This is a genomic window from Solibacillus sp. FSL K6-1781 (assembly GCF_038630735.1).
GTDB classification, from domain to species: Bacteria; Bacillota; Bacilli; order Bacillales_A; family Planococcaceae; genus Solibacillus; species Solibacillus silvestris.
Map to the genome: position 1 here is coordinate 1,140,470 of NZ_CP152038.1, position 21,828 is coordinate 1,162,297.

Consider the following 21,828-nt stretch of genomic DNA (forward strand, 5'->3'; position numbering starts at 1 on the left):
TGTGCTCCCATTATTTGAATATATTAAAAGTAGGTGTTTTTTTTGACGGAACTAGGAGCTCGCTTGAAAGAAGCGAGATTAGCTAGAGGTTATAGTTTAGATGATTTACAAAACATCACAAAAATCCAAAAACGTTATTTAATAGGAATCGAAGAAGGCAACTATACTATTATGCCTGGTTCTTTCTATGTACGTGCCTTCATTAAGCAATATGCAGAGGCAGTTGGATTAGATGCGGATGAAGTATTGACTGAGTATCGAAAAGATATTCCGGAAATGCAAAAAGAAGAGGTCGCTCAATCATTCACACAAAGTCCGAGTCGCCGCAATATGAAAGCGACATCGAGCAATAAAATGAATGAAGCAATGCCGAAGTTGATCGTCGCATTGTTTGCGATTGTCATTATTGTCGTGATTACAACTCTCTACATTCAAAAAACGGGCAGTACCCCGGATGGAGCAGAAGAGGATATTGAACCGATTGAATACGAACAAAATCCTAATTCAACACCAACAAAACCTGTTGAAGACAGCGAAGAAAACACAGATGCAGACACAGAAGAAAACACTGAGCCTGAAGAACCTGTCACAGAAGAGCCTGAAGCAGCTCAAACAATCAGTGAAGGTGTTGTACAAGGTGAAGATACAACGTTTGAAGTATCGGGAACAGACAGCCTGAATATCCGTGTTGAAGTAGCAGGTGATACATGGGTTGGCATTCGTAATGAAAACCGCCAAGAGCAAGTAAATGCACGTGTCTACAAAGCTGGAGAAGTAGTAGAACATGATTCAACGGCAAACGGTTATGCACGTATTCGCTTAGGAAACTCAAAAGTGGCAAAAGTTTACGTAAATGATGTAGAATTAGCATACGCACAAGATATGGTTTCTCAAAACGTGATTTTAAAGTTAGTGAATGAAGGACAAGGAGAGTAGTCATCTTAAAAGATGGCTCTTTTCTTTAGACGAAAGGTGTTAGCAAATGAACATACCAAATAAGATTACAGTCTCGCGCATTTTATTGATCCCACTATTTGTGATTGTAATGATGTTTGATTTCGGTTGGGGGAATATGACGCTGTTTGGCGCGGAAATGCAAGTGAACTATTTTGTCGGGGCACTTATTTTTATTTTCGCTTCTGCAACGGACTGGGTAGATGGCTACTATGCCCGCAAATATAATTTAGTGACGAACTTAGGGAAGTTTTTGGACCCGCTTGCAGATAAGCTGCTCGTTTCCGCTGCCTTTATTTTATTGGTGGAAATCGACTTGGCACCTGCGTGGATTGTCATTATCATTATTTCGCGTGAGTTCGCGGTAACGGGACTTCGACTGATTTTAGCAGGACAAGGGGAAGTCATAGCGGCTAACCAGCTTGGTAAAATTAAGACTTGGGCCCAAATCGTGGCGATTTCTGCATTAATTTTACACAATACGATTTTTACATTAGTTGGCATACCTTTTGATATGATTATGCTTTATGTAGCATTGTTCTTTACAGTATGGTCTGGATGGGATTATTTCTATATAAACCGTCGTGCATTATTGGATTCAAAATAAATAAAATTTCTAAAACTAGGTTAGAATTTCTTTTAGGATAGGTAATAGTAATAAGTATCCATAAAAGACATAACAGTTGCCCGTGCATTTTGGACGGCGCTGTTTTTCTAATCTAGTTTTCTTTATTTTTACAGCAGTTGACAAAACAACTGCTGTAAAAAAGCCTCTGGCAGATGTCACAGATTTTTTAAAGGAATGGAAGTCAGCCAAAAAACGTCGCGTCGTGCGACAATGGCTGACTGACCCACATCCTGTGTGCCTGCAATTCCGCCGAGGCGTAATTGATATTTAGGGGGTTTTAGGAATGAATGCAGAAATTATAGCGGTAGGATCGGAATTATTATTAGGACAAATCGCCAACACGAATGCGAAATTTATTTCGAGCCAGCTTTCGGAACTTGGCATTAATGTTTATTATCATACAGTTGTAGGAGATAACGAGGCGCGGCTACTAGAGGCGATCAAAATTGCGGAACAGCGCGCGGATGTAATTATTTTCTCAGGTGGTTTAGGTCCGACAAAGGATGATCTGACGAAAGAAGCGATTGCGAAGCATTTGAATCGTACGTTAGTATTTGATGAAACGGCGCTGTTTGCGATTGAGGAATTTTTCTCGAAGCAAAGACGACCGATGACGGAAAACAACCGGAAACAGGCGCTAGTGCTGGATGGCTGCGATGTCTTGTTGAACCAGCATGGGATGGCACCGGGTATGTTTTTGGAGGAAAATGACCGTATTTATATTTTACTGCCGGGTCCGCCAAAAGAACTTGAGCCAATGTTCCAATATGAAACGAAGCCAAAACTGGCGGCACTTCTACATGACGGCGGGGTAATTTTATCGCATGTACTACGTTTTTACGGGATCGGTGAAGCAGATATGGAAACCCGCATACAGAGTATTTTGGATGAACAGACAAACCCTACAGTTGCCCCGCTTGCTTCAGATGGTGAAGTAACATTGCGCATTACGGCAAAAGCGCAAAACGAACAACAGGCATTCCGTCTGATTGAGTTAAAGAAACGTGAAATTCTCGATATCGTCGGAGAATACTATTACGGTGTAAATGATGAATCATTAGGTTTCAAGCTTGTGCAAATGCTTCTTGAAAATGAATTAACAGTTTCCGCTGCTGAAAGTTTAACGGCCGGTCTGTTCCAGTCGGAGCTGGCAGAAATCCCGGGTGTTGGATCTGCATTAATCGGCGGTGTTGTGACGTATACGAAAGAAGCGAAAATTAAGCACCTCGGTGTTTCCGGTGAACTGCTTGATGAAAAAGGCATCGTCAGCAGTGAATGTGCAGCAGCAATGGCAACACAAGTCCGTGAAAAGTTCGGTACAGATATCGGCGTTGGGTTGACAGGTGCAGCAGGACCGGGTGATCATGACGGACAGCCTGCAGGATCAATCTGGGTTGGCATAAAGATCGGTGACACAGAACCGCTCACGTACCGACTGCAATTAACCGGTTCAAGAAATACGAACCGAATTCGCGCAGTGAAGTTTACGTTCAGCTATTTAATGAGAGAATTAGCGAATCAAGGATACAAAAAGCTGATTTAGTTGTCGTTTTCTTTTGATAAAGACGATTTGATCAGTGATTTAAAGGCATTTAGAAACATTCAAAGAAAAAGCGAAAATATGTTCGCTTTTTTCTTGAATGTTATCTCATTAGCAAGTATAATAGAGACATAAGTTAAATAAAGCTTTTTCTTAAGGAGGAAATAGTTTGAGCGATCGTAAAGCAGCATTAGATATGGCGTTAAAACAAATAGAAAAACAATTCGGTAAAGGTTCTGTCATGAAGTTAGGTGAAAACTCGAACCGTCATATGGAGACTACTTCATCAGGCTCTATCGCAATTGATGCAGCATTAGGTATAGGCGGCTACCCGCGCGGACGTATTGTAGAAGTTTACGGACCGGAATCATCTGGTAAAACAACAGTTACATTACATGCCATCGCAGAAATTCAGGCAAACGGCGGTACGGCAGCGTTTATCGATGCTGAGCACGCACTTGACCCGGTATATGCACAAAAATTAGGCGTTAACATTGACGAATTATTATTATCACAGCCGGATACAGGTGAACAAGCACTTGAAATCGCGGAAGCATTAGTACGTTCTGGTGCAATTGATATTATCGTAATCGACTCTGTAGCGGCATTAGTGCCAAAAGCCGAGATCGAAGGCGAAATGGGTGACTCGCACATGGGTCTCCAAGCGCGTTTAATGTCACAGGCATTACGTAAATTATCAGGTGTTATTAATAAATCGAATACGCTTGCTATTTTCATCAACCAAGTTCGTGAAAAAATCGGTGTTATGTTCGGTAACCCGGAAACAACAACAGGTGGACGTGCCCTTAAATTCTACTCTTCTATCCGTTTAGAAGTACGACGCGGTGAAGCGATCAAACAAGGTACAGAAATTATCGGGAACAAAACGAAAATCAAAGTCGTTAAAAATAAAGTAGCACCACCATTCCGTACAGCGGAAGTGGATATTATGTACGGCGAAGGGATTTCAAAAGAAGGCGAAATCGTCGACATCGGTGCAGAACTGGACATCATCCAAAAGAGTGGTTCTTGGTATTCATACAACAGCGAACGAATCGGCCAAGGTCGTGAAAATGTAAAACAATTCTTCAAAGAAAACCCTGCAATCAAAGAAGAAGTGACAGAAAAAATCCGTCAACACTTCGGTATCGGCGAACTAGGCTACACAATCGGCGCCAACGATACAACTGAAGAAGAACTGGACGAACTAGAACTATTTGAAGACGAAAAAGATAAAGAATAATGTTACAGACCCAAGCGAAGAAATTTGCTTGGGTTTTTGTTTTTGTTAGGGAAGGGCGGTTTTATAGCTAGGGTGGGGCGGTCTTTGGTTGAAGTACCTGTTGGGTTAGGGTAGCGTTGGAGTTTATTAGAACAAATATAGGTTTTATTAGACGATCTTTGAGTGTTATTAGAAGATGGGAAGGAGATATTAGAAAATGGGAATGACTTAGCCGACTTTGATTGAATTTTTCTAGGTAAAACCGGTGGGAAAAATAAAGCATGGATTTTTATTAGAACAAATGTTTGTTATATTAGAAAATATCCACCCCATATTAGAAGATTCGAAGAGGATATTTGAAAATCGGTACGACATATTTGAAGAAGTACAGAATATATTAGAAAATCGCAAGTTTATTAGAACAAATAAAAATATATTAGAACTTTTAGAACTATATTAGAACTTCCCGCCTCCTGGCAGCCCGCAAATCGCGTTAACCGGATTCTTTATAGAAAAGATTGGTAACCCGCCACCACATTCCGGACTAATTTCTGGAAGTCCCCTAATGGTCCAAAAAAATATAAAAAACCCCTTAAACCATGGCTATTCTTGACATACCTTATTTTGAACTATACAATTAAAATGTATAATTTCTAAATTTTGAAATGAATAGGCGGTATGTTTGAATAATTCAGATATATTATGCCGACTAAAAGAACATCAGACATATATAGGCATAGGAGGGAAACGATATGGAAATGATACTCCCTGCTTTGCTAGGATTCGCTGTCGGTGTCGCTGTTATCTATTTCTACATGAAAAACGTGAATGATTCAAAAGTGACTGGTGCAAAGCATGTTGCCGAGCAAATCGTGGAAGACGCGAAACGTGAAGCGGATGCACTGAAAAAAGAAGCACTGCTTGAAGCAAAGGATGAAACTCACAAATTTCGTACTGAAGCGGAAAATGACATTCGTGACCGTCGTGGAGAACTTCAGAAACAAGAGAACCGTTTATTGCAAAGAGAAGAAAACCTTGACCGCAAAGATGAAACTCTGAACAAAAGAGAGATAAGCTTAGAGCGTAAGGAAGAAGCTCTGGCAAGCAGACAACAGCATATTGAACAGATGGAAAGCAAAGTAGAACAACTTGTTGCAAGTCAAAAAACTGAGCTTGAGCGCATTGCAGCTCTGACGCGCGAAGAGGCGAAAGAGGTTATCTTGAAGGAAGTTGAAAACGAACTTTCTACAGATATCGCTGTAATGACGAAGGAATCAGAATTGCGTGCAAAAGAAGAATCAGACAAAAAGGCTCGAGAAATTTTATCACTTGCATTACAACGCTTTGCAGCTGACCATGTTGCAGAAACAACAGTGTCCGTTGTAAATCTACCAAATGATGAGATGAAAGGCCGCATTATTGGTCGTGAAGGCCGTAACATCCGTACATTAGAAACACTTACAGGTATTGATCTGATTATTGATGATACACCTGAAGCAGTTATTTTATCCGGCTTTGATCCGATCCGCCGCGAAACAGCTCGTCTTGCATTAGAAAAACTAGTTCAAGATGGTCGTATTCACCCGGCACGTATCGAAGAAATGGTTGAAAAATCCCGCCGTGAAGTGGACGAGCAAATCCGCGAAACAGGTGAGCAAACAACATTTGAAGTAGGTATTCATAACCTGCATCCGGATTTAATGAAGATCCTAGGTCGTATGAAATACCGTACAAGCTATGGTCAAAATGTATTAAAACACTCAATCGAAGTAGCCCACTTAGCAGGATTACTTGCTGCTGAACTAGGCGAAGATGTGACATTAGCGCGTCGTGCAGGTTTACTGCATGATATCGGTAAAGCGATTGACCATGAAGTCGAAGGAAGCCACGTAGAAATTGGTGTGGAACTGGCAACGAAGTATAAAGAACACCCAGTTGTTATTAACTCGATTGCATCCCACCATGGTGACACAGAAGCAACTTCAGTTATCGCCGTACTTGTAGCAGCAGCCGATGCATTATCAGCAGCCCGCCCAGGTGCCCGCAGTGAAACATTGGAAAACTATATTCGCCGCCTTGAAAAGCTGGAAGAAATTTCGGAAAGCTATGACGGCGTTGAAAAATCATTCGCGATCCAAGCAGGTCGTGAAGTACGTATCATCGTACAGCCTGAAAAAATCGATGATCTGGCATCACATCGTTTAGCGCGAGATATCCGCAAACGCATTGAAGAAGAACTCGATTACCCAGGTCACATTAAAGTAACAGTTATTCGTGAAACACGTTCAGTGGAGTATGCGAAATAATTATTAACGTATAATTTTATTTTTAACTTTTGTAAATAGCTCCCCATTTCATAGAAACTAATCTATGAAATGGGGATTTTTATTATATAAAATTTTATATTTCTCATTCAGCCTTTAAGGAAATTTGAAATTAATAATAATTATTTAGGGCATTATAAAAGAGTTTTAGAGTTTTAAGAGCATTTTTTTATTCATATATTATAATATAGAGATTTGCGTATTTATAAGGCTTCGTAGGAATTCTTCTTAAAATTAATAGAGAGAGGGGAAAAGACAATGATTGATATCCATAGCCATATATTATTTGGAGTTGATGATGGGCCAAAAGAATTGCAGCATACACTTGAAATGTTGCAAAAAGCTGTGGATGAAGGAATCACAGCAATAATTGCAACTTCACATAGTTTCCATCCTCTGTACCATGTATCTCCCGAAACGGTGTATGAACAGATTGCTATTATACAGCAACAGGTAAATAAATATAATATTCCTTTAAAAATATATGCTGGACAAGAAGTGCGCTTAGTCGGAGAGCTTTCTACACTATTAGAGGAAAGGAAAGTATTAACCCTTGCAAATTCCAAATATATACTCATTGAATTACCGTCCCATACTATCCCATTCTATACAAAGGAAATTATCATTAAGCTTAAATTAAAAGGAATTATCCCAATTATAGCGCATCCAGAGCGTAATAAAGTAATTGCAGAACGCCCAAGCAAGCTAGAGGAGTTAGTAAGGGAAGGGGCAATGACACAAATTACTGCTGGAAGTCTTGCAGGGCAATTTGGAAAAAAGCTTCAAAAGCTTTCATTAGATTTAGTAAAATCTAACTTAGTTCATACGTATGGTTCTGATGTCCATAATCTAACTACGCGACCAATTCTCTTTAATGCAGGACTATCATTTTTAGAAAAAAAGAAACAATTTGATGCGATAGAGTTATTGTTAGAGAATAATGCTCGGATAATTGAAAATAAAAATTTTATATTATATGAACCAGAGGAAGTACAATTTAAAAAATCCTGGTTAATTTTTTAGTTTATATAACTTACCGCTTACTGCCTATTCTGCTGAAAATATATTTAAGCAATACATGTAATAAATTTTAGATTCAAGAATATAAAAAAGAAAATTATTAATGCAAATGAAGGTGATTAATTGATTAAGAATCAAACGCAAGTTGAGGAGTGGAGAATGGCAAAGCTACCCCACTATTTGCAGAAAGAGCTTGAAGAAATTACAAATGACAACAAGTTAGTAGAAGATCACTTTTATCAATATGTGAAATTCGGTACAGGTGGTATGCGTGGTGTAATAGGTGTTGGCACGAATCGTATGAACATTTATACTGTGCGCCGTGCAGCGGCAGGTCTTGCACAGTATGTATGTGAAGGCGGCGAAGAAGCGAAAACAAGAGGTGTGGTAATTGCTTATGATACACGTCATTTTTCGGAAGAATTCGCGATAGAAACAGCGAAAGTTTTAGGAGCATATGGTGTGCATAGTTATGTGTTCAGTGAATCACGTCCGACCCCGGAGCTTTCATTTGCAGTGCGTTATTTATACACCTATGCGGGTGTTGTTATTACGGCAAGCCATAATCCGAAACAATATAATGGCTTCAAAGTATACGGTGCAGACGGAGCACAACTTGTACCTGCAGGGGCAGATGCGATTGTTTCTTATATGGATAAAATAGAAGATATTTTTGCAATTGAAACAGCGGAGTTTGAACAGTATGGTCAATATATTTTAGAAAAGATTGACCAAGCTTATCAAACGAGTCTGCTTCAACTAAAAGAACAGCCTGTAAAAAGCAATATGAAGCTTGTTTACACACCACTTCATGGGGCGGGTTTAGTACCTGTATGTGAAGGGCTGAAGGCATTTGGTTTTGATGAAGTACATGTCGTTGAAGCGCAGGGGATCCAAGATGGTGAGTTTCCAACAGTTCCTTATCCCAATCCCGAAGAAGCAGCAGCTTTCGAAATGGCAATGGAGCTCGGTTATAAAGTTGGTGCTGATTTACTGCTCGCAACTGATCCGGATGCAGATCGTCTAGGAGTAGCAGTAAGAAATGGTCAATCTTACGAACTTCTAACTGGTAATCAGTTGGGGGCACTACTGTTAAACTATCTTCTAAAGACAAAGCAAAGTAACGGAACACTCCCTGTAAACGGCGTCATGATTAAAACCATTGTCACATCGGAATTAGGAGCAAAAATTGCTGCTCATTATGGTGTGAAGACAATCAATACGTTAACAGGGTTCAAATACATTGCTGAAAAAATCGCCGAATATGAACAGTCGGGTGCTTATAAGTATTTGTTCGGCTATGAAGAAAGCTATGGCTATTTAATCGAATCCTTCGTACGCGATAAAGACGCCGTACAAGTGGCGTTAAAAGTAGCGGAAATGGCAAGCTTCTATGAGTCACAAGGCAAAACATTGCTTGATGCCCTAGAAAATGTGTACAAGCAGTTTGGCTATTACAAAGAAGCACTCATTTCAAAAGTTTTCGAAGGTAAATCGGGTCAAGAGGAAATGGCCGCACTGTTAGATACAGTTCGCCAAAATCCGCCGGCTGAAATCGCCGGTAAAAAAGTTGTTCTATACGAAGATTATTTAACAGCGACAGCAACTACGATTACAGGTGATAAGCTACCAATCGATTTACCGAAAGAAAATGTATTGAAATTTAAACTGGAAGACGAATCATGGATCGCCATCCGTCCATCCGGAACCGAGCCAAAATGTAAATACTATTTTGGTGTGACGGGTGAAAGTGCAAGTCAAGCTGCTGAACGATTGGAACAATTAAAATTGAGTTTTATATAGATGATGTAAAGGTATTTAGAATGACAATATTCTAAATACCTTTTTACATTTAATAGAAGAAAAACTTGAATAGTAGGCATATATTAGATGTTTCGAGACTATACTAATAGAAAGATATTTATAGAGTCTATTTTAATGCACCAAAATAGTTGAAAACAACAAATCGTTATTCGGCCTATCTAATACAATTTTAACAATCATATTTCACCTTTAAAACACTACCATTGCCACTCTATTATTCACAGCTAAAACTTCACTAATTTACTTAATTACAACCAGTTAAAATGTGAAAAAATAATAGAAGGAGCTGTGATTCGTTTATGCAAATCCCATTACATGCAAAGCGCTATGCATTCACACAAGTCGTAAAGCTATCCCCAATTGCCGCAAGTAAATTATTATATTGGAACAAATTCAAAACCCGTTTAAACCTGGAAAACCCAAAAACCTTCAATGAAAAATTAATGTGGCTCAAACTATTTGAGGATGTTGAATTTAAAAGAAGATTTACTGATAAGGTGAAGGCCCGCGAATATATGATCACAGTCGGCTACAACTATTTACTGCCGCCGCTGATCGGTATTTTTGATGAAGTGGAAGATATTATTTTCGAGCAATTGCCGAGGAAATTCGTATTGAAATGTTCGCACGGCGAGGGCATGACAATTATTTGTGAGAACAAACGTGAAATGGATTATCGGGAAACTAGGCTGCAATTAGCGGAAATGATGGCAACGGATTATTCGCTGAAATATGCGGAGCCTCACTATTCATCAATCATTCCTAGAATTATTATCGAACGTTTAATCGAATCATCGACTGGCGATGATGTACAAGAGTACAACATTCATTGTTTCCATGGGGTACCGAAGACTATTGAATCCACTTTCGACCGCTTTACACCGAAAGAGCAAACATTAATGTTAACACCGGATTGGTTCAATACGAATTATTTAAAGAAAAAGCATCCGTTTGACGAAGCAAAAGCAAGACCTGCACAGTTGGACGAACTGCTCGCTATTGCGAAAAAGCTAAGCAAGCCGTTTACGTATGTACGGATCGATTTAAAGGTAGTAGATGAAAAAGTTTATTTTAACAACTTTACGTTTACACCGGACGCTTGTTTAAATAACCAAATACAAGAAGATGACAGTCTGAAGCTTGGGCAATGGCTTGATTTGGATATTGGGAAGTCGAGGCATCCAGTTACTGTAGCCCGTTCAAAATATTAATCACCTTAACTATTTAGGAGGATTTCCATGATACCGATTGTGTCTATTATTGTGGCAACACATAATGTTGAATATTCGATAAGAGAATGTCTGAAAAGCCTGCAGCAGCAAACATTGCAAGCGATTGAAATACTGATTATGAACAATGGTTCTTCTAAAGGAACGGCTCTTATTTGTGAAGAGTTTGTCAGCGAAGATGAACGTTTCAGTTTATTTAACGCGCAAAACCTTACGTTAAGTGAAGCGCGAAATTACGGGATGCAGGAAGCTGCCGGAAAATATATTGCGTTCGTTGATGGGCATGATTTTGTGGAAAGTACAATGTATGAAAAGCTTGTACAGCGTGCAGAGCAGAAGCATGCGGATCTCGTACTATGCGGCTATACGAAATACTGGCCAGAAACGGAGCGCAAAAAACAGGTGAAAGTAAATGAAGCACTGTTAACAAAACCGAACCCTGTTAACTATTATCTTACAAAGCATAATGAAGCATATATTGTGCCGTGGAACAAACTGTTTTTACGTTCCATCATTATGGGGGAACAATTATATTTTGATAATCATCCGTTTTTTGAAGATGTCGGATTTATCGCGCAGTACTTATCTTTTGCGAAGAAGATTGCTATTGTGAACGAAGCGCAGTACAACTTTGTGCAATATGAAGACATGCTGATGAATAATTATAGTCCGTCTATTGCCCATTCACATGCGCAAACGTATGCGCAATTGAAGCAGTTTTTTGATAAAAGGCAATACCGCAATGTGATGGAAGGTTTAAATTTACGTTTATATATTCACCGTTATCATCATGTATTGTTAACGACGTCCAACTCACGACAGGTGAAATCGCTGGAACGTCAAATCATCCGGGAAAGCAAGAATTTTTCCCAGCTTCCATGGAATCTGCGCATCATGAAACCATTAGTGAAAATGAGGGTGTATCCGACATTTTTCCGGTTGGTTCATAGAGTAAGGGCTTAGAGAGTGTGGGCAAACTCGTTACATTATAAGTAAAATTCGGAGCTGATAAGGGGGAATATTTGTGATATTAGTCGTTGGTGGAGCAGGCTATGTTGGAAGCCATGTCGTAAATTTATTACTGGAAAAAGGGCCGGTCGTGGTGTATGATAATTTATCCACAGGACACCGCGGATCAGTTGATGAGCGGGCTATTTTTATTGAAGGCGATTTATCAGATCAGAAACGTCTAACACAAATATTCACGTTGTTTCCAGTTCAATCTGTCGTCCATTTCGCAGCATCGGACTCAGTCAAGGAAGCAATGGGGAATCCTGAATATTATTATGAAAATAATGTCGGTGGCACATTGGCGTTATTGAAAGTTATGAGGGCATGCCGAGTGAAAAATATTGTGTTATCTTCAGCTGTTACAGAGGAAAATAAGTTACTTGAGCAAAAGTGCATGATTGAACAGATGCTGGAAGTTTATACAAAAGCTTATGATATGAATGGAATTGTTCTTCGTTATTGTAAGAGTACGAATGTACAAGCTTCGATTAGTGGAAGTCCTGAAGATGCAATTTCTGAAGGGACAGGCACTCGGGGTTTTAACAATGTGACCGATGTAGCGAATGCCCATGTTTTGGTGCTTGAAGCGCTGGAGCGGGGCGAATTGGCTTATAAAATATATGATTTATCGGCAGTTAGCTCGGAAAATTTGCAGCAGGAAATTGACTGGCAGGCGGACCGAAATGTACATGAAATGATTGAAGATGCCTGGAATTGGCATGAAAACTCAAAATGTTAGCTTCTTACTCTGTTACAATTCAATTTGTAGCAGTTTTTTTGCGTCTAGCGTGAAAACAGTGGTAAAATGGACAGATGATTCACTTCCATCAGTGGAAATACCACTGATGGAAGTGAACGCCCCGGCGGATGTCACAGATTCGGAAAAGGAGTTAATTGCGCTAGCGCAATCCGAATCTGGACGCAATTACGCCAAGGCGTAATTGATGAGAGCAGAAAGAGTGGTTTTTAAAAATGAAGGTATTATTTATTGGCGATATCGTCGGTTCAATCGGTCGCGATGCTGTGGAGCAGTATTTGCCTCGATTGAAGAAAAAATATAATCTGGATGTAGTGATTGCAAACGGTGAAAACGCTGCAGCAGGGCGCGGCATTACACGTGCGATCTATAATGATTTACTGCAAATGGGTGTCGATGTCATTACGATGGGGAACCATACATGGGACAACAAAGACATTTTTGATTTTATCGATGATGCGGATTACTTAGTCCGGCCGGCAAACTTTTCAAAAGATGCGCCGGGCCGCGGGGTGACACAAGTATCGAAAAATGGTGTGACGATTTCAGTCATCAATCTGCACGGGCGCGTATTCTTGCCACCGCATGAAGATCCGTTTGCGATGGCAGTTGAAATGGTCGAAGAAGCGAAAAAAACATCGCCAATCGTATTTGTCGATTTCCACGCTGAAGCGACAAGCGAAAAAATCGCATTAAGCTGGCATCTGGACGGCAAAGCATCTGTCGTTGTCGGGACACATACACATGTCCAAACAGCGGACAACCGCATTTATCCAGGCGGTACAGCATATATTACAGACGTTGGCATGACAGGTCCATATGATGAAGTGTTGGGCATGGGAAAAGACAATGTCATCTATAAATTCCTTACAAATATGCCTGCACGCTATGAAGTACCGAAAAAAGGCCGCGCTGTTTTAAGTGCATTCTTCGTAGAAATTGATGACAAAACAGGTAAAGCGATTCGCCAGGAACGTGTAATGATTAATGAAGATAATCCGTTTCGCGGCTAAGTAGACATTGAAGATTTAAGCACCTATCACTGACATGAGAGGCAACCGCCTTTTGCAGTCAGTAATAGGTGTTTTTTGTTCGGGTGAATTTAGTTACGGGTTTTTATTAATTGCAATTGAGAATTATAAATGGAAATTGAGGATTAAGCAGGGGGAATAGAAGATTATACAGCTCAAGGTGATATTATCCGTCTAGAATTGAGCATCAAATTTTGTAGAGTGCAAATTGCTGGCAACTTTCTTGAAACTGAGAATTAATGGTTATAATTTAAGTGGAAAGTCATGCATATTGAGGATTGTAATTGCAGCACATATAATAAACCCTGTAAAATCGAATGAATTTAAAAGTATGGCAGTAGAAAATAGAATAAAACGGAAAGAATATGGAAATAAACGTATTGAATTGAAATGTCGTATACGATATGGCTTACATTAAAAGGGTGGAAGAAAAGAGATGAGAAAAATAGTGGCCTGGCTGATAGTAGTTTTATGGATGTTGCTCATTTTTTATTTTTCACAACAATCAGTATTTGAATCGAGAGATTTGAGTACAATGATCACAAAACGATTGATAGAGATTGTGGAAAAAGTGACACCAATAGAAAATATGAAATTAGATCAGATTCATTATCTTGTCCGGAAAAATGCGCATTTCAATATTTATTTTCTCCTCGGTATTTCTGCGCTGCTGGCACTAAAAATAAGTGGGATAAAAGGTTATTGCAGTGTAGTAATCGCGCTAATTATTTGTATGATTTACGCAGTTACCGATGAATTTCATCAATTATTTGTTCTCGGCAGGGGTGCTCAAGTAAAAGACGTTCTAATTGATTTGGTAGGAGCTACTACTGGTATTACTATTGCCTCTCTTATTGGTATGATAAGAAAATCCAGAATGGCTCAATCTAAACAAGAGTCTTTGAAAGTTAGTGTGCATAAATATGATCGTGAGCAATGGTAGATAGTGAATTATTCTATAAAACATATTGTTAATCTGAGGATAGAACCTTGTCGAATACAAGATTCTATTCTCTTTTTTTAGGAGAAATGAATAGTTTCTCACCCGTATGAATATGCTAAAACTACTAATAATTCGAATTAATAGTTAAACATGTATTAAGGTGGGGATATCGTGAATATTTTAGTGACGGGCGGAGCAGGGTACATCGGTTCGCATACCTGTATTGCATTAATTGAGGCAGGACATTCAGTAGTGGTTATAGATAATCTGAGAAATAGTAGCAAATATTCCATAGAGAGTATTAAGAGAATTACAAATCAAGATATTTCTTTTTGTAAAATAGATGTTTCGGATAAATCTGCGGTTGAAAGGATTTTCGAAAAGAATTCATTTGACGGTGTGATTCATCTGGCTGGATTGAAAGCAGTCGGTGATTCAGTAATAAAACCGTTGGAATATTATGAAAATAACCTCATGAGTACACTATCCATTCTAAATGCATGCCAGAAATTTAATGTGAACCGATTTGTATTTAGTTCTTCTGCTACAGTGTATGGAGAAAATAAGTCCCCGTTTACTGAAACAATGGTCTTAATGCCAACTACTAATCCGTATGGCGAGACAAAGGTAATGTGTGAACGAATTTTAACTGATATCGCTAAAACCAATCAGGCATTTTCTGTTTCCATATTGCGCTACTTTAATCCGATTGGTGCACATGAAAGTGGATTGATAGGCGAGTCGCCAACTGGCATTCCTAACAATCTTATGCCATATATTACACAAGTCGCTAAAGGTAAACATCCATTTTTAAATATATTCGGCAATCACTACCCAACAACTGATGGTACAGGGGAACGTGATTATATTCATGTTATGGACTTAGCTGAAGGACATGTGGCTGCGATGGAGCAAATGACTGAAGGGGTTCATATTTATAACTTGGGAACTGGTCGTGGCACAACAGTATTAGAGTTAGTAAAAGCATTTGAACAAGCTACTGGAATTACAATTCCCTTTAAAATTTCGGTACAAAGACAAGGAGACATTGCATCGTGTTATGCAGACGTTTCAAAAGCACAGCGACAACTACAATGGTCAGCAAAACGCGATTTAATCGGCATGTGCCGTGATGCATGGCGCTTTGAGCAAAACTATCAAGAAGTATAAGCCTTAATTATTTTCTAACTATCCTACTCTATCTATCCTAATATAGTGGCATTAGCTAATCCTACTTCGCCAATCTACTTTTAACTAATCAAGAATAATTAATAAACTAATCAGGAGGCACTTCATGAAGACGAGATGGAAGTGGGGAATTGGCATTATTATTCTTTTTTGTATAGTATTGCTGATTGTCTTACTTAATGTATACGGAGATATTAAAAGTACTGCAAATGAAATCTATACCCCTCTTCAACTTGATAATTCAACTATTCGTTCACAACCTGTTGACATAAAAATAAAAGCAGAACCGTTTTCAGCATTGCTTTTAGGCGTAGATGAGCGCAGTGGAGATTCTGGTCGTACAGACACGATGATTGTTTTAACAGTTAATCCATCGCTCCAAACGACAAAAATGCTTAGCATACCTCGAGATACGTATACCGAGATTGTAGGTAAAGGATTTAAAGATAAGATTAATCATGCCTACTCTTTTGGAGGAATGGAAATGTCAATTAAAACAGTAAAAAATTTTTTAGAGATTCCGGTAGATTATGTAGTGAAAGTTAATATGGAGGGTTTTGTTGATATTGTTGATATTGTAGGAGGTATAACAGTTGATAATGGGTTAGATTTTTATTATGAAAATGAGCACTTTCCAATTGGTAAATTGACATTGGACGGAGTAAAATCTCTGAAATATGTTCGCATGCGTTATGACGATCCGACAGGTGACTTTGGCAGACAAAATCGACAAAAGCAGGTTATCCAGGGTGTCTTAAAGGAAGGGTTGTCCCTAAATACGGTTTGGAACTACAAATCAATTTTCAAAACAGTAGAAAAAAATATAGAAATGAATATCCCATTTAATGATTTATATAAACTTCAAAAAAATTACGGTGATAGTTTAAAAAACATTGAGCAACTTCACATAAATGACGGGACATCGATGATAAAAAACAAAATTTATTATTATGTGCCGGATGAGAAGGAACTTTCTGATGTTCAAAATAATTTACAAGAGCATTTAGGAATAAAGAATGAACGAGAAACTGAAGAGTAGGTATGAATTTAAATTAGATTATTAGTGATAAAGCCTCTATAGGTAACATATAAAATACAATCAAACTTCGAAAGACCTAAATGAATTGGATACTGAAAGGGTGCTTTAATGAGAACAGTGAAAAAAGCCATCATTCCAGCAGCGGGATTAGGTACAAGATTTTTGCCTGCGACAAAAGCGATGCCTAAAGAAATGTTACCGATTGTCGATCGCCCTACTATTGAATATATCGTAGATGAAGCAATTCAGTCGGGTATTGAAGATATTATTATCGTAACTGGAAAAGGAAAGCGGGCAATTGAAGATCATTTTGATCGAAATGTAGAACTTGAGCAATATTTAATAGAAAAAGGGAAAGTTGATTTGTTGGAAAAGGTGAATAAATCTTCGAAAGTCAATATTCATTATATCCGCCAAAAAGAGCCAAAAGGATTAGGGCATGCCATTTGGTGCGCGCGTAAGTTTATTGGAAATGAGCCATTTGCTGTGCTTTTAGGTGATGATATTGTACAAGCAACAGTACCATGTATAAAGCAATTAATCGCACAATATGAGCAAACCCAATTTTCTGTTATTGGTGTTCAATCTGTACCACATGAAGAGACAAATCGCTACGGTATAATCGACCCAATTAACAACGAAAATCGATTGTATCGCGTAAGACAATTTATTGAAAAACCTGAGTTGGGAAGTGCACCATCAAATCTTGCAATAATGGGGCGTTACGTATTAACGCCTGAAATTTTTACGTTTTTAGAGCTTCAGGAAGTTGGGGCAGGAGGAGAAATCCAGTTGACTGACGCGATTCAAAAACTAAATGAAAAACAGCCCGTCCATGCATATAACTTTGAAGGGAAACGCTTTGATGTAGGCGAAAAGCTAGGGTTTATATTGACGACAATTGAGTTTGCTCTACAAAATGAGGAGCTGGCCGCCGATATACTTAAATTTCTGGAGCAAACATATAATAATACTTTAAAATTACCGTTAAAGGAGGGAATCAGTTGAAAGTAGCGGTAGTTGGTACAGGATATGTAGGATTAGTAACAGGTGTCACTTTATCTGAAATTGGCCATCATGTGACGTGTGTAGATATCGATGAAGTAAAGGTAGACAAAATGAAAAAAGGAATTTCTCCTATATACGAGCCTAACTTATCAGAATTGATGAATAAGAATATAGGAGCTGGAAGATTAAATTTTACAACGAATTATGAAGAGGGATTTAGTAATGCACAAGTGATCTATATTGCTGTCGGAACACCGGAAAATGATGATGGTTCCGCTAACTTACAATATGTAGAACAAGTAGCCACAACAATCGCACTAACTGCCAAGCAAGATACGATTGTTGTGACAAAAAGTACCGTACCGGTTGGCACGAACGATCGATTACAGCGAATAATCGATTGTACTAAATTATATCATATTTCGATAGAGGTAGTGTCAAATCCTGAATTTTTAAGAGAAGGATCTGCAATTTTGGATACTTTTCAAGGAGATCGCATTGTAATTGGTGCTAAGAGTGAAAAGGCAGCCAATATTGTTGCTGAGGTGAACCGTCCATTAAATATTCCAGTTTACACAACAGATATTCGGAGTGCAGAAATGATTAAGTATGCTTCTAACGCTTTTTTAGCAACAAAAATTAGTTTCATTAATGAAATCGCTAATATTTGCGAACGAGTAGGAGCTGATGTGGAAAAGGTTGCAGTTGGAATGGGACTTGATAAACGAATAGGGCCAGGTTTTTTAAAAGCGGGAATTGGCTATGGCGGCTCTTGTTTCCCAAAAGATACAAAAGCATTAATCCAAATTGCCGGGAATGTGGAGTATGATTTTGAAGTATTAAAAGGTGTAGTCAATGTAAATAAAAAACAACAAAGAAAAGTATTATCTTTCCTATACGAGCAACTGCCCCGAGTTCAAGATAAAAAAATTGCCGTTCTTGGATTAGCATTTAAACCAAAAACGGATGACATGCGTGAAGCGCCATCAATCCCTATTATTAATGAGTTAATCGAAGCAGGAGCAATAATTTATGCTTATGATCCCATTGCGGAAGAAAATGCAAGGAAATTTTTAGATTCGTCTGTCCATTATGTAGAAAAAATTGAGAGCGCAATCGAACAGGCCGATGCAGTGCTCATTCTGACAGAATTGGACGAAATTTTAAATATAAATTTATCGATTTTTTATAGGATGAATTACCCGTTGATTATTGATGGGAGAAATTGTTTTGAAATAAACCAATTGGAACAATTTCAATATGAATATTATTCTATAGGAAGAAGCACCTTAAAACCACATTACCCTTTGTTGGAAAGTCGGTGATTAAAGTGATGTTTCAGTCCATTAGAGAGTCAAAAAAAATTATTAAAGACCAAAACACACCAATGCAACAAATTCAAATAAATAATAACAAACTTTACTTGGTTAGTAAAAGAATTATTGACATCATATTTTCGTTATTGGGAATTATTCTATTATTTCCGATATGTATCATTATTGCTTTTTTAATAAAGTTAGAGGATAGAAAAGGTTCAGTAATTTTTAAACAGGTTCGTGTTGGAGAGAACGGAAAAACATTTCGAATTTATAAATTTCGTTCGATGATAACGAATGCCGAGGAATTAAAGTTACTTTTAGTGCATCAAAATGAAGCATCAGGACCTGTTTTTAAAATGAAACAAGACCCTAGAGTCACCAAATTTGGTAGGCTTATACGGAAAACGAGTTTAGATGAATTGCCTCAACTCATTAATGTGTTAAAAGGTGAAATGACCTTAGTCGGTCCAAGACCACCATTACCTGAAGAAGTTGAAAAATACTCCAGTTATGAAATGCAAAGATTAAGAGTAACACCTGGGCTTACATGTTATTGGCAGGTAAATGGGAGAAGTAACATTAGTTTTGAGCAATGGATTGAAATGGATTTAAAATATATCAATGAAAGAAATTTATTTCTTGATATAAAACTAATTTATAAAACTATTTTTGTGTTATTCGGATCTAGAAATGCCTATTAGAAAAGAATGAAAATGTATTAATTTTAAGAAATAGAATAAATTTCCTGATTTTACAAGAAAGGTAAATACTAAGTGTCTATATTACACAATGAAACAAAAATAAAGAAAGATTTTCTTATATTTTACTTATTATGGCCAATTATAATAGTCCCCAAGGAAATTCAATTTGTTGGAATTACCCTTGTATTAGTTTATTTACTTCGTAGACATAAACTAAATTTTGATGTTTTAAGTTATTTTATGTTGGCATTTATTACAATTTATTTATTTTCAATTATCGTCAATCTTATTGGGAATTCTTATGAATTAGAGCGAATATTTGCTACTGTAAATACTTTTAGCATATGGGTATGTTCTTTGTTTTTTTACTTGATTTTTAAAGTAATTCCACTCGATTTAGATCATTTAAAAAAAATTACATTTATTAATTACTGTATTTTAATCATTTTATGGATATGCAGTATAATTGTTTACTTTATTACTAAGTTCCCCAGATTTGAAATGCTCAATAGAGAATTATATTACACAGAATGGTTTGGCAATATGCAGGTAATTAGGTTTGTCGGTTTTATGGATTATCCAAATTTAATAATTATGTTTTTTATGTTTTTCTATCCACTCTTTTTATCATATTTGAAGTATTTTAAAAATTACATTCTTAAAATACTATTAATGATCCTCGGTATACTTCCAATAATTGGCTCTTTTTCAAGAAGTGGCTATGTCATCATGTTAACTTATTTACTAATAGTAAGTATTTATTTTACTTATACAAAAATGAATAGAAATTTATTTATTGCTATTTCTTTCTTTAGTCTTTCAATATTCTCCCTAATGATATTTTATACCAATGCTTATAACGAGGCAGTATCTATTTTCCAGGAATTATTAAATGCACGTCAAGGTAGTAATGTTAGTAGAATTTATTTAATGGTTGAAAGTATAAAAATCACACTAGTTGAATCCCCAATAATCGGTATGGGTGTAAAAGTCACTTCATTAATCGGTTATCCACTAGGGTCTCATTCGACCTATGTAGGATTATTTTATAGAACGGGAATTGCAGGAGTTATTTTAGTTTTACCAATTTTTGTAATAATAACTGTAAAAATTTTATTTACTAGAGTGGGTATCGATAAGACGGTAATTAAAATTTCAATATTAATGATGCCTCTTCTCTTTATTTTTGAAGATATAGATGGGACAAATTGGTTAATGATAATGTACTTCCTATTAGTAGCTACAATTTTTAATAAAACAACAATCGTATATAAAGAGAGTCGAATATAAGCTCACTATCTTTAAGGGAGGCGCAGGATGAGGACTTTTATAGATAAGGATTTATACTTAGGCAGTCAGTTGGAACTCATTAAACTAATTGTAAAAAATATAAATGACGAAATTAAAACTGCTTATTATGCTATTAATTCGGACTGTATGCTTAAATATTGGAATGATAAAGAGTACAGGGATATTATTGATAAAAAGGATAATATTTCTTATGTTGATGGGATGGGTGTAATTTATGCACAAAAAATTCTTAATTTACCTGTAGCAAAAGAAAGAATCGCAACGACTGATCTCTTTCCGGAATTAATGAATTATTTAAATATGCACAAAATCAATTTAAATATATTTTTGTTGGGAGGAGAACAAGATACAGCTGAGACAGTTAAAAGGAATTTCTCGGAAATATATCCTAATGTGAATATTGTTGGGACACATCATGGATATTTTAACAAGGATACAGATAGTAAAAGTATCATTGATATTATAAATTCTTTGGATGTGAATGTTTTATTTGTAGGATTTGGAAATCCACTTCAAGAAAAATGGGTAGAGAAGCATCTCTTTTTACTTGAAGTAAATTCAATAATTACTTGTGGGGGGCTATTTGATTATTATGCGAACAATGTAAAAAGAGCTCCAATTATTTTTCAAAAAACAGGTTTCGAATGGCTTTTTAGACTATTTCAGGAGCCGAGAAGATTATATAAGAGATATATATATGGAAATTTAAATTATGTAGTAAAGATATTATTCATGAAATTGAACTCATAAAAAATTATAAATTGTTTTTATTGCTGTAA

19 protein-coding genes are annotated in these 21,828 nt (G+C 37.2%); all 19 read left to right on the plus strand.

Annotation, left to right across the window (positions count from 1 at the left end; translation table 11 throughout):
• Nucleotides 1-33: 33 nt before the first annotated feature.
• The 19 genes from MHH37_RS05455 to MHH37_RS05545 all read left to right on the plus strand — a co-directional run bounded on the left by MHH37_RS05455 (nucleotide 34) and on the right by MHH37_RS05545 (nucleotide 21,799).
• Nucleotides 34-936 (plus strand): RodZ domain-containing protein, encoded by a 903-nt coding sequence (locus MHH37_RS05455; RefSeq protein ID WP_231918688.1) that lies wholly within the window; start codon nucleotides 34-36, stop codon nucleotides 934-936.
• A 46-nt stretch (nucleotides 937-982) separates the two neighbouring features.
• Nucleotides 983-1,561 (plus strand): CDP-diacylglycerol--glycerol-3-phosphate 3-phosphatidyltransferase, encoded by a 579-nt coding sequence (gene pgsA, locus MHH37_RS05460; protein WP_342575325.1) that lies wholly within the window; start codon nucleotides 983-985, stop codon nucleotides 1,559-1,561.
• A 304-nt stretch (nucleotides 1,562-1,865) separates the two neighbouring features.
• Complete coding sequence (locus MHH37_RS05465; protein ID WP_342575326.1) at nucleotides 1,866-3,125, plus strand: competence/damage-inducible protein A; 1,260 nt, start codon at nucleotides 1,866-1,868, stop codon at nucleotides 3,123-3,125.
• Between the two features lie 166 nt (nucleotides 3,126-3,291).
• Complete coding sequence (recA, locus tag MHH37_RS05470; protein WP_339264003.1) at nucleotides 3,292-4,365, plus strand: recombinase RecA; 1,074 nt, start codon at nucleotides 3,292-3,294, stop codon at nucleotides 4,363-4,365.
• A 731-nt stretch (nucleotides 4,366-5,096) separates the two neighbouring features.
• Nucleotides 5,097-6,650, plus strand: a complete 1,554-nt coding sequence (rny, locus tag MHH37_RS05475) for a ribonuclease Y (RefSeq protein WP_008403194.1) — start codon at nucleotides 5,097-5,099, stop codon at nucleotides 6,648-6,650.
• 276 nt (nucleotides 6,651-6,926) lie between these two features.
• The gene (locus tag MHH37_RS05480; RefSeq protein ID WP_342575329.1) at nucleotides 6,927-7,691 is read left to right on the plus strand and encodes a CpsB/CapC family capsule biosynthesis tyrosine phosphatase; all 765 of its coding nucleotides are present in this window, start codon (nucleotides 6,927-6,929) and stop codon (nucleotides 7,689-7,691) included.
• A 156-nt stretch (nucleotides 7,692-7,847) separates the two neighbouring features.
• Complete coding sequence (locus tag MHH37_RS05485) at nucleotides 7,848-9,491, plus strand: phospho-sugar mutase (protein WP_342576214.1); 1,644 nt, start codon at nucleotides 7,848-7,850, stop codon at nucleotides 9,489-9,491.
• Nucleotides 9,492-9,811: 320 nt separating this feature from the next.
• Nucleotides 9,812-10,723, plus strand: coding sequence for an ATP-grasp fold amidoligase family protein (locus MHH37_RS05490; protein ID WP_342575331.1), 912 nt, complete (start codon nucleotides 9,812-9,814; stop codon nucleotides 10,721-10,723).
• A gap of 27 nt (nucleotides 10,724-10,750) precedes the next feature.
• Nucleotides 10,751-11,704, plus strand: coding sequence for a glycosyltransferase family 2 protein (locus MHH37_RS05495; protein ID WP_342575332.1), 954 nt, complete (start codon nucleotides 10,751-10,753; stop codon nucleotides 11,702-11,704).
• Between the two features lie 61 nt (nucleotides 11,705-11,765).
• Nucleotides 11,766-12,491: an NAD-dependent epimerase/dehydratase family protein gene (locus tag MHH37_RS05500; RefSeq protein WP_342575333.1), complete on the plus strand. Its 726-nt coding sequence runs from the start codon at nucleotides 11,766-11,768 to the stop codon at nucleotides 12,489-12,491.
• A 233-nt stretch (nucleotides 12,492-12,724) separates the two neighbouring features.
• Entirely contained in the window at nucleotides 12,725-13,522 is a 798-nt protein-coding gene (locus MHH37_RS05505; protein WP_342575334.1) for a TIGR00282 family metallophosphoesterase, read from the plus strand.
• A gap of 454 nt (nucleotides 13,523-13,976) precedes the next feature.
• Nucleotides 13,977-14,483, plus strand: coding sequence for a VanZ family protein (locus MHH37_RS05510; RefSeq protein WP_342575335.1), 507 nt, complete (start codon nucleotides 13,977-13,979; stop codon nucleotides 14,481-14,483).
• Nucleotides 14,484-14,654: 171 nt separating this feature from the next.
• Nucleotides 14,655-15,653, plus strand: coding sequence for a UDP-glucose 4-epimerase GalE (gene galE / locus MHH37_RS05515; RefSeq protein WP_342575336.1), 999 nt, complete (start codon nucleotides 14,655-14,657; stop codon nucleotides 15,651-15,653).
• A gap of 124 nt (nucleotides 15,654-15,777) precedes the next feature.
• Nucleotides 15,778-16,710, plus strand: coding sequence for an LCP family protein (locus MHH37_RS05520; protein ID WP_342575337.1), 933 nt, complete (start codon nucleotides 15,778-15,780; stop codon nucleotides 16,708-16,710).
• Nucleotides 16,711-16,818: 108 nt separating this feature from the next.
• On the plus strand, nucleotides 16,819-17,718 hold the full coding sequence (gene galU / locus MHH37_RS05525; protein WP_342575339.1) for a UTP--glucose-1-phosphate uridylyltransferase GalU: 900 nt from the start codon (nucleotides 16,819-16,821) through the stop codon (nucleotides 17,716-17,718).
• Nucleotides 17,715-19,043, plus strand: coding sequence for a UDP-glucose/GDP-mannose dehydrogenase family protein (locus tag MHH37_RS05530; RefSeq protein WP_342575340.1), 1,329 nt, complete (start codon nucleotides 17,715-17,717; stop codon nucleotides 19,041-19,043). Before galU ends, MHH37_RS05530 begins: the two co-directional genes overlap by 4 nt.
• An 8-nt stretch (nucleotides 19,044-19,051) precedes the next feature.
• Complete coding sequence (locus MHH37_RS05535) at nucleotides 19,052-19,738, plus strand: sugar transferase (protein WP_342576215.1); 687 nt, start codon at nucleotides 19,052-19,054, stop codon at nucleotides 19,736-19,738.
• A gap of 72 nt (nucleotides 19,739-19,810) precedes the next feature.
• Nucleotides 19,811-21,028, plus strand: a complete 1,218-nt coding sequence (locus tag MHH37_RS05540; protein WP_342575341.1) for an O-antigen polymerase — start codon at nucleotides 19,811-19,813, stop codon at nucleotides 21,026-21,028.
• A 27-nt stretch (nucleotides 21,029-21,055) separates the two neighbouring features.
• A complete protein-coding gene (locus MHH37_RS05545; RefSeq protein WP_342575343.1) occupies nucleotides 21,056-21,799 on the plus strand; it encodes a WecB/TagA/CpsF family glycosyltransferase in 744 nt (247 codons plus the stop codon).
• Nucleotides 21,800-21,828 lie beyond the last annotated feature (29 nt).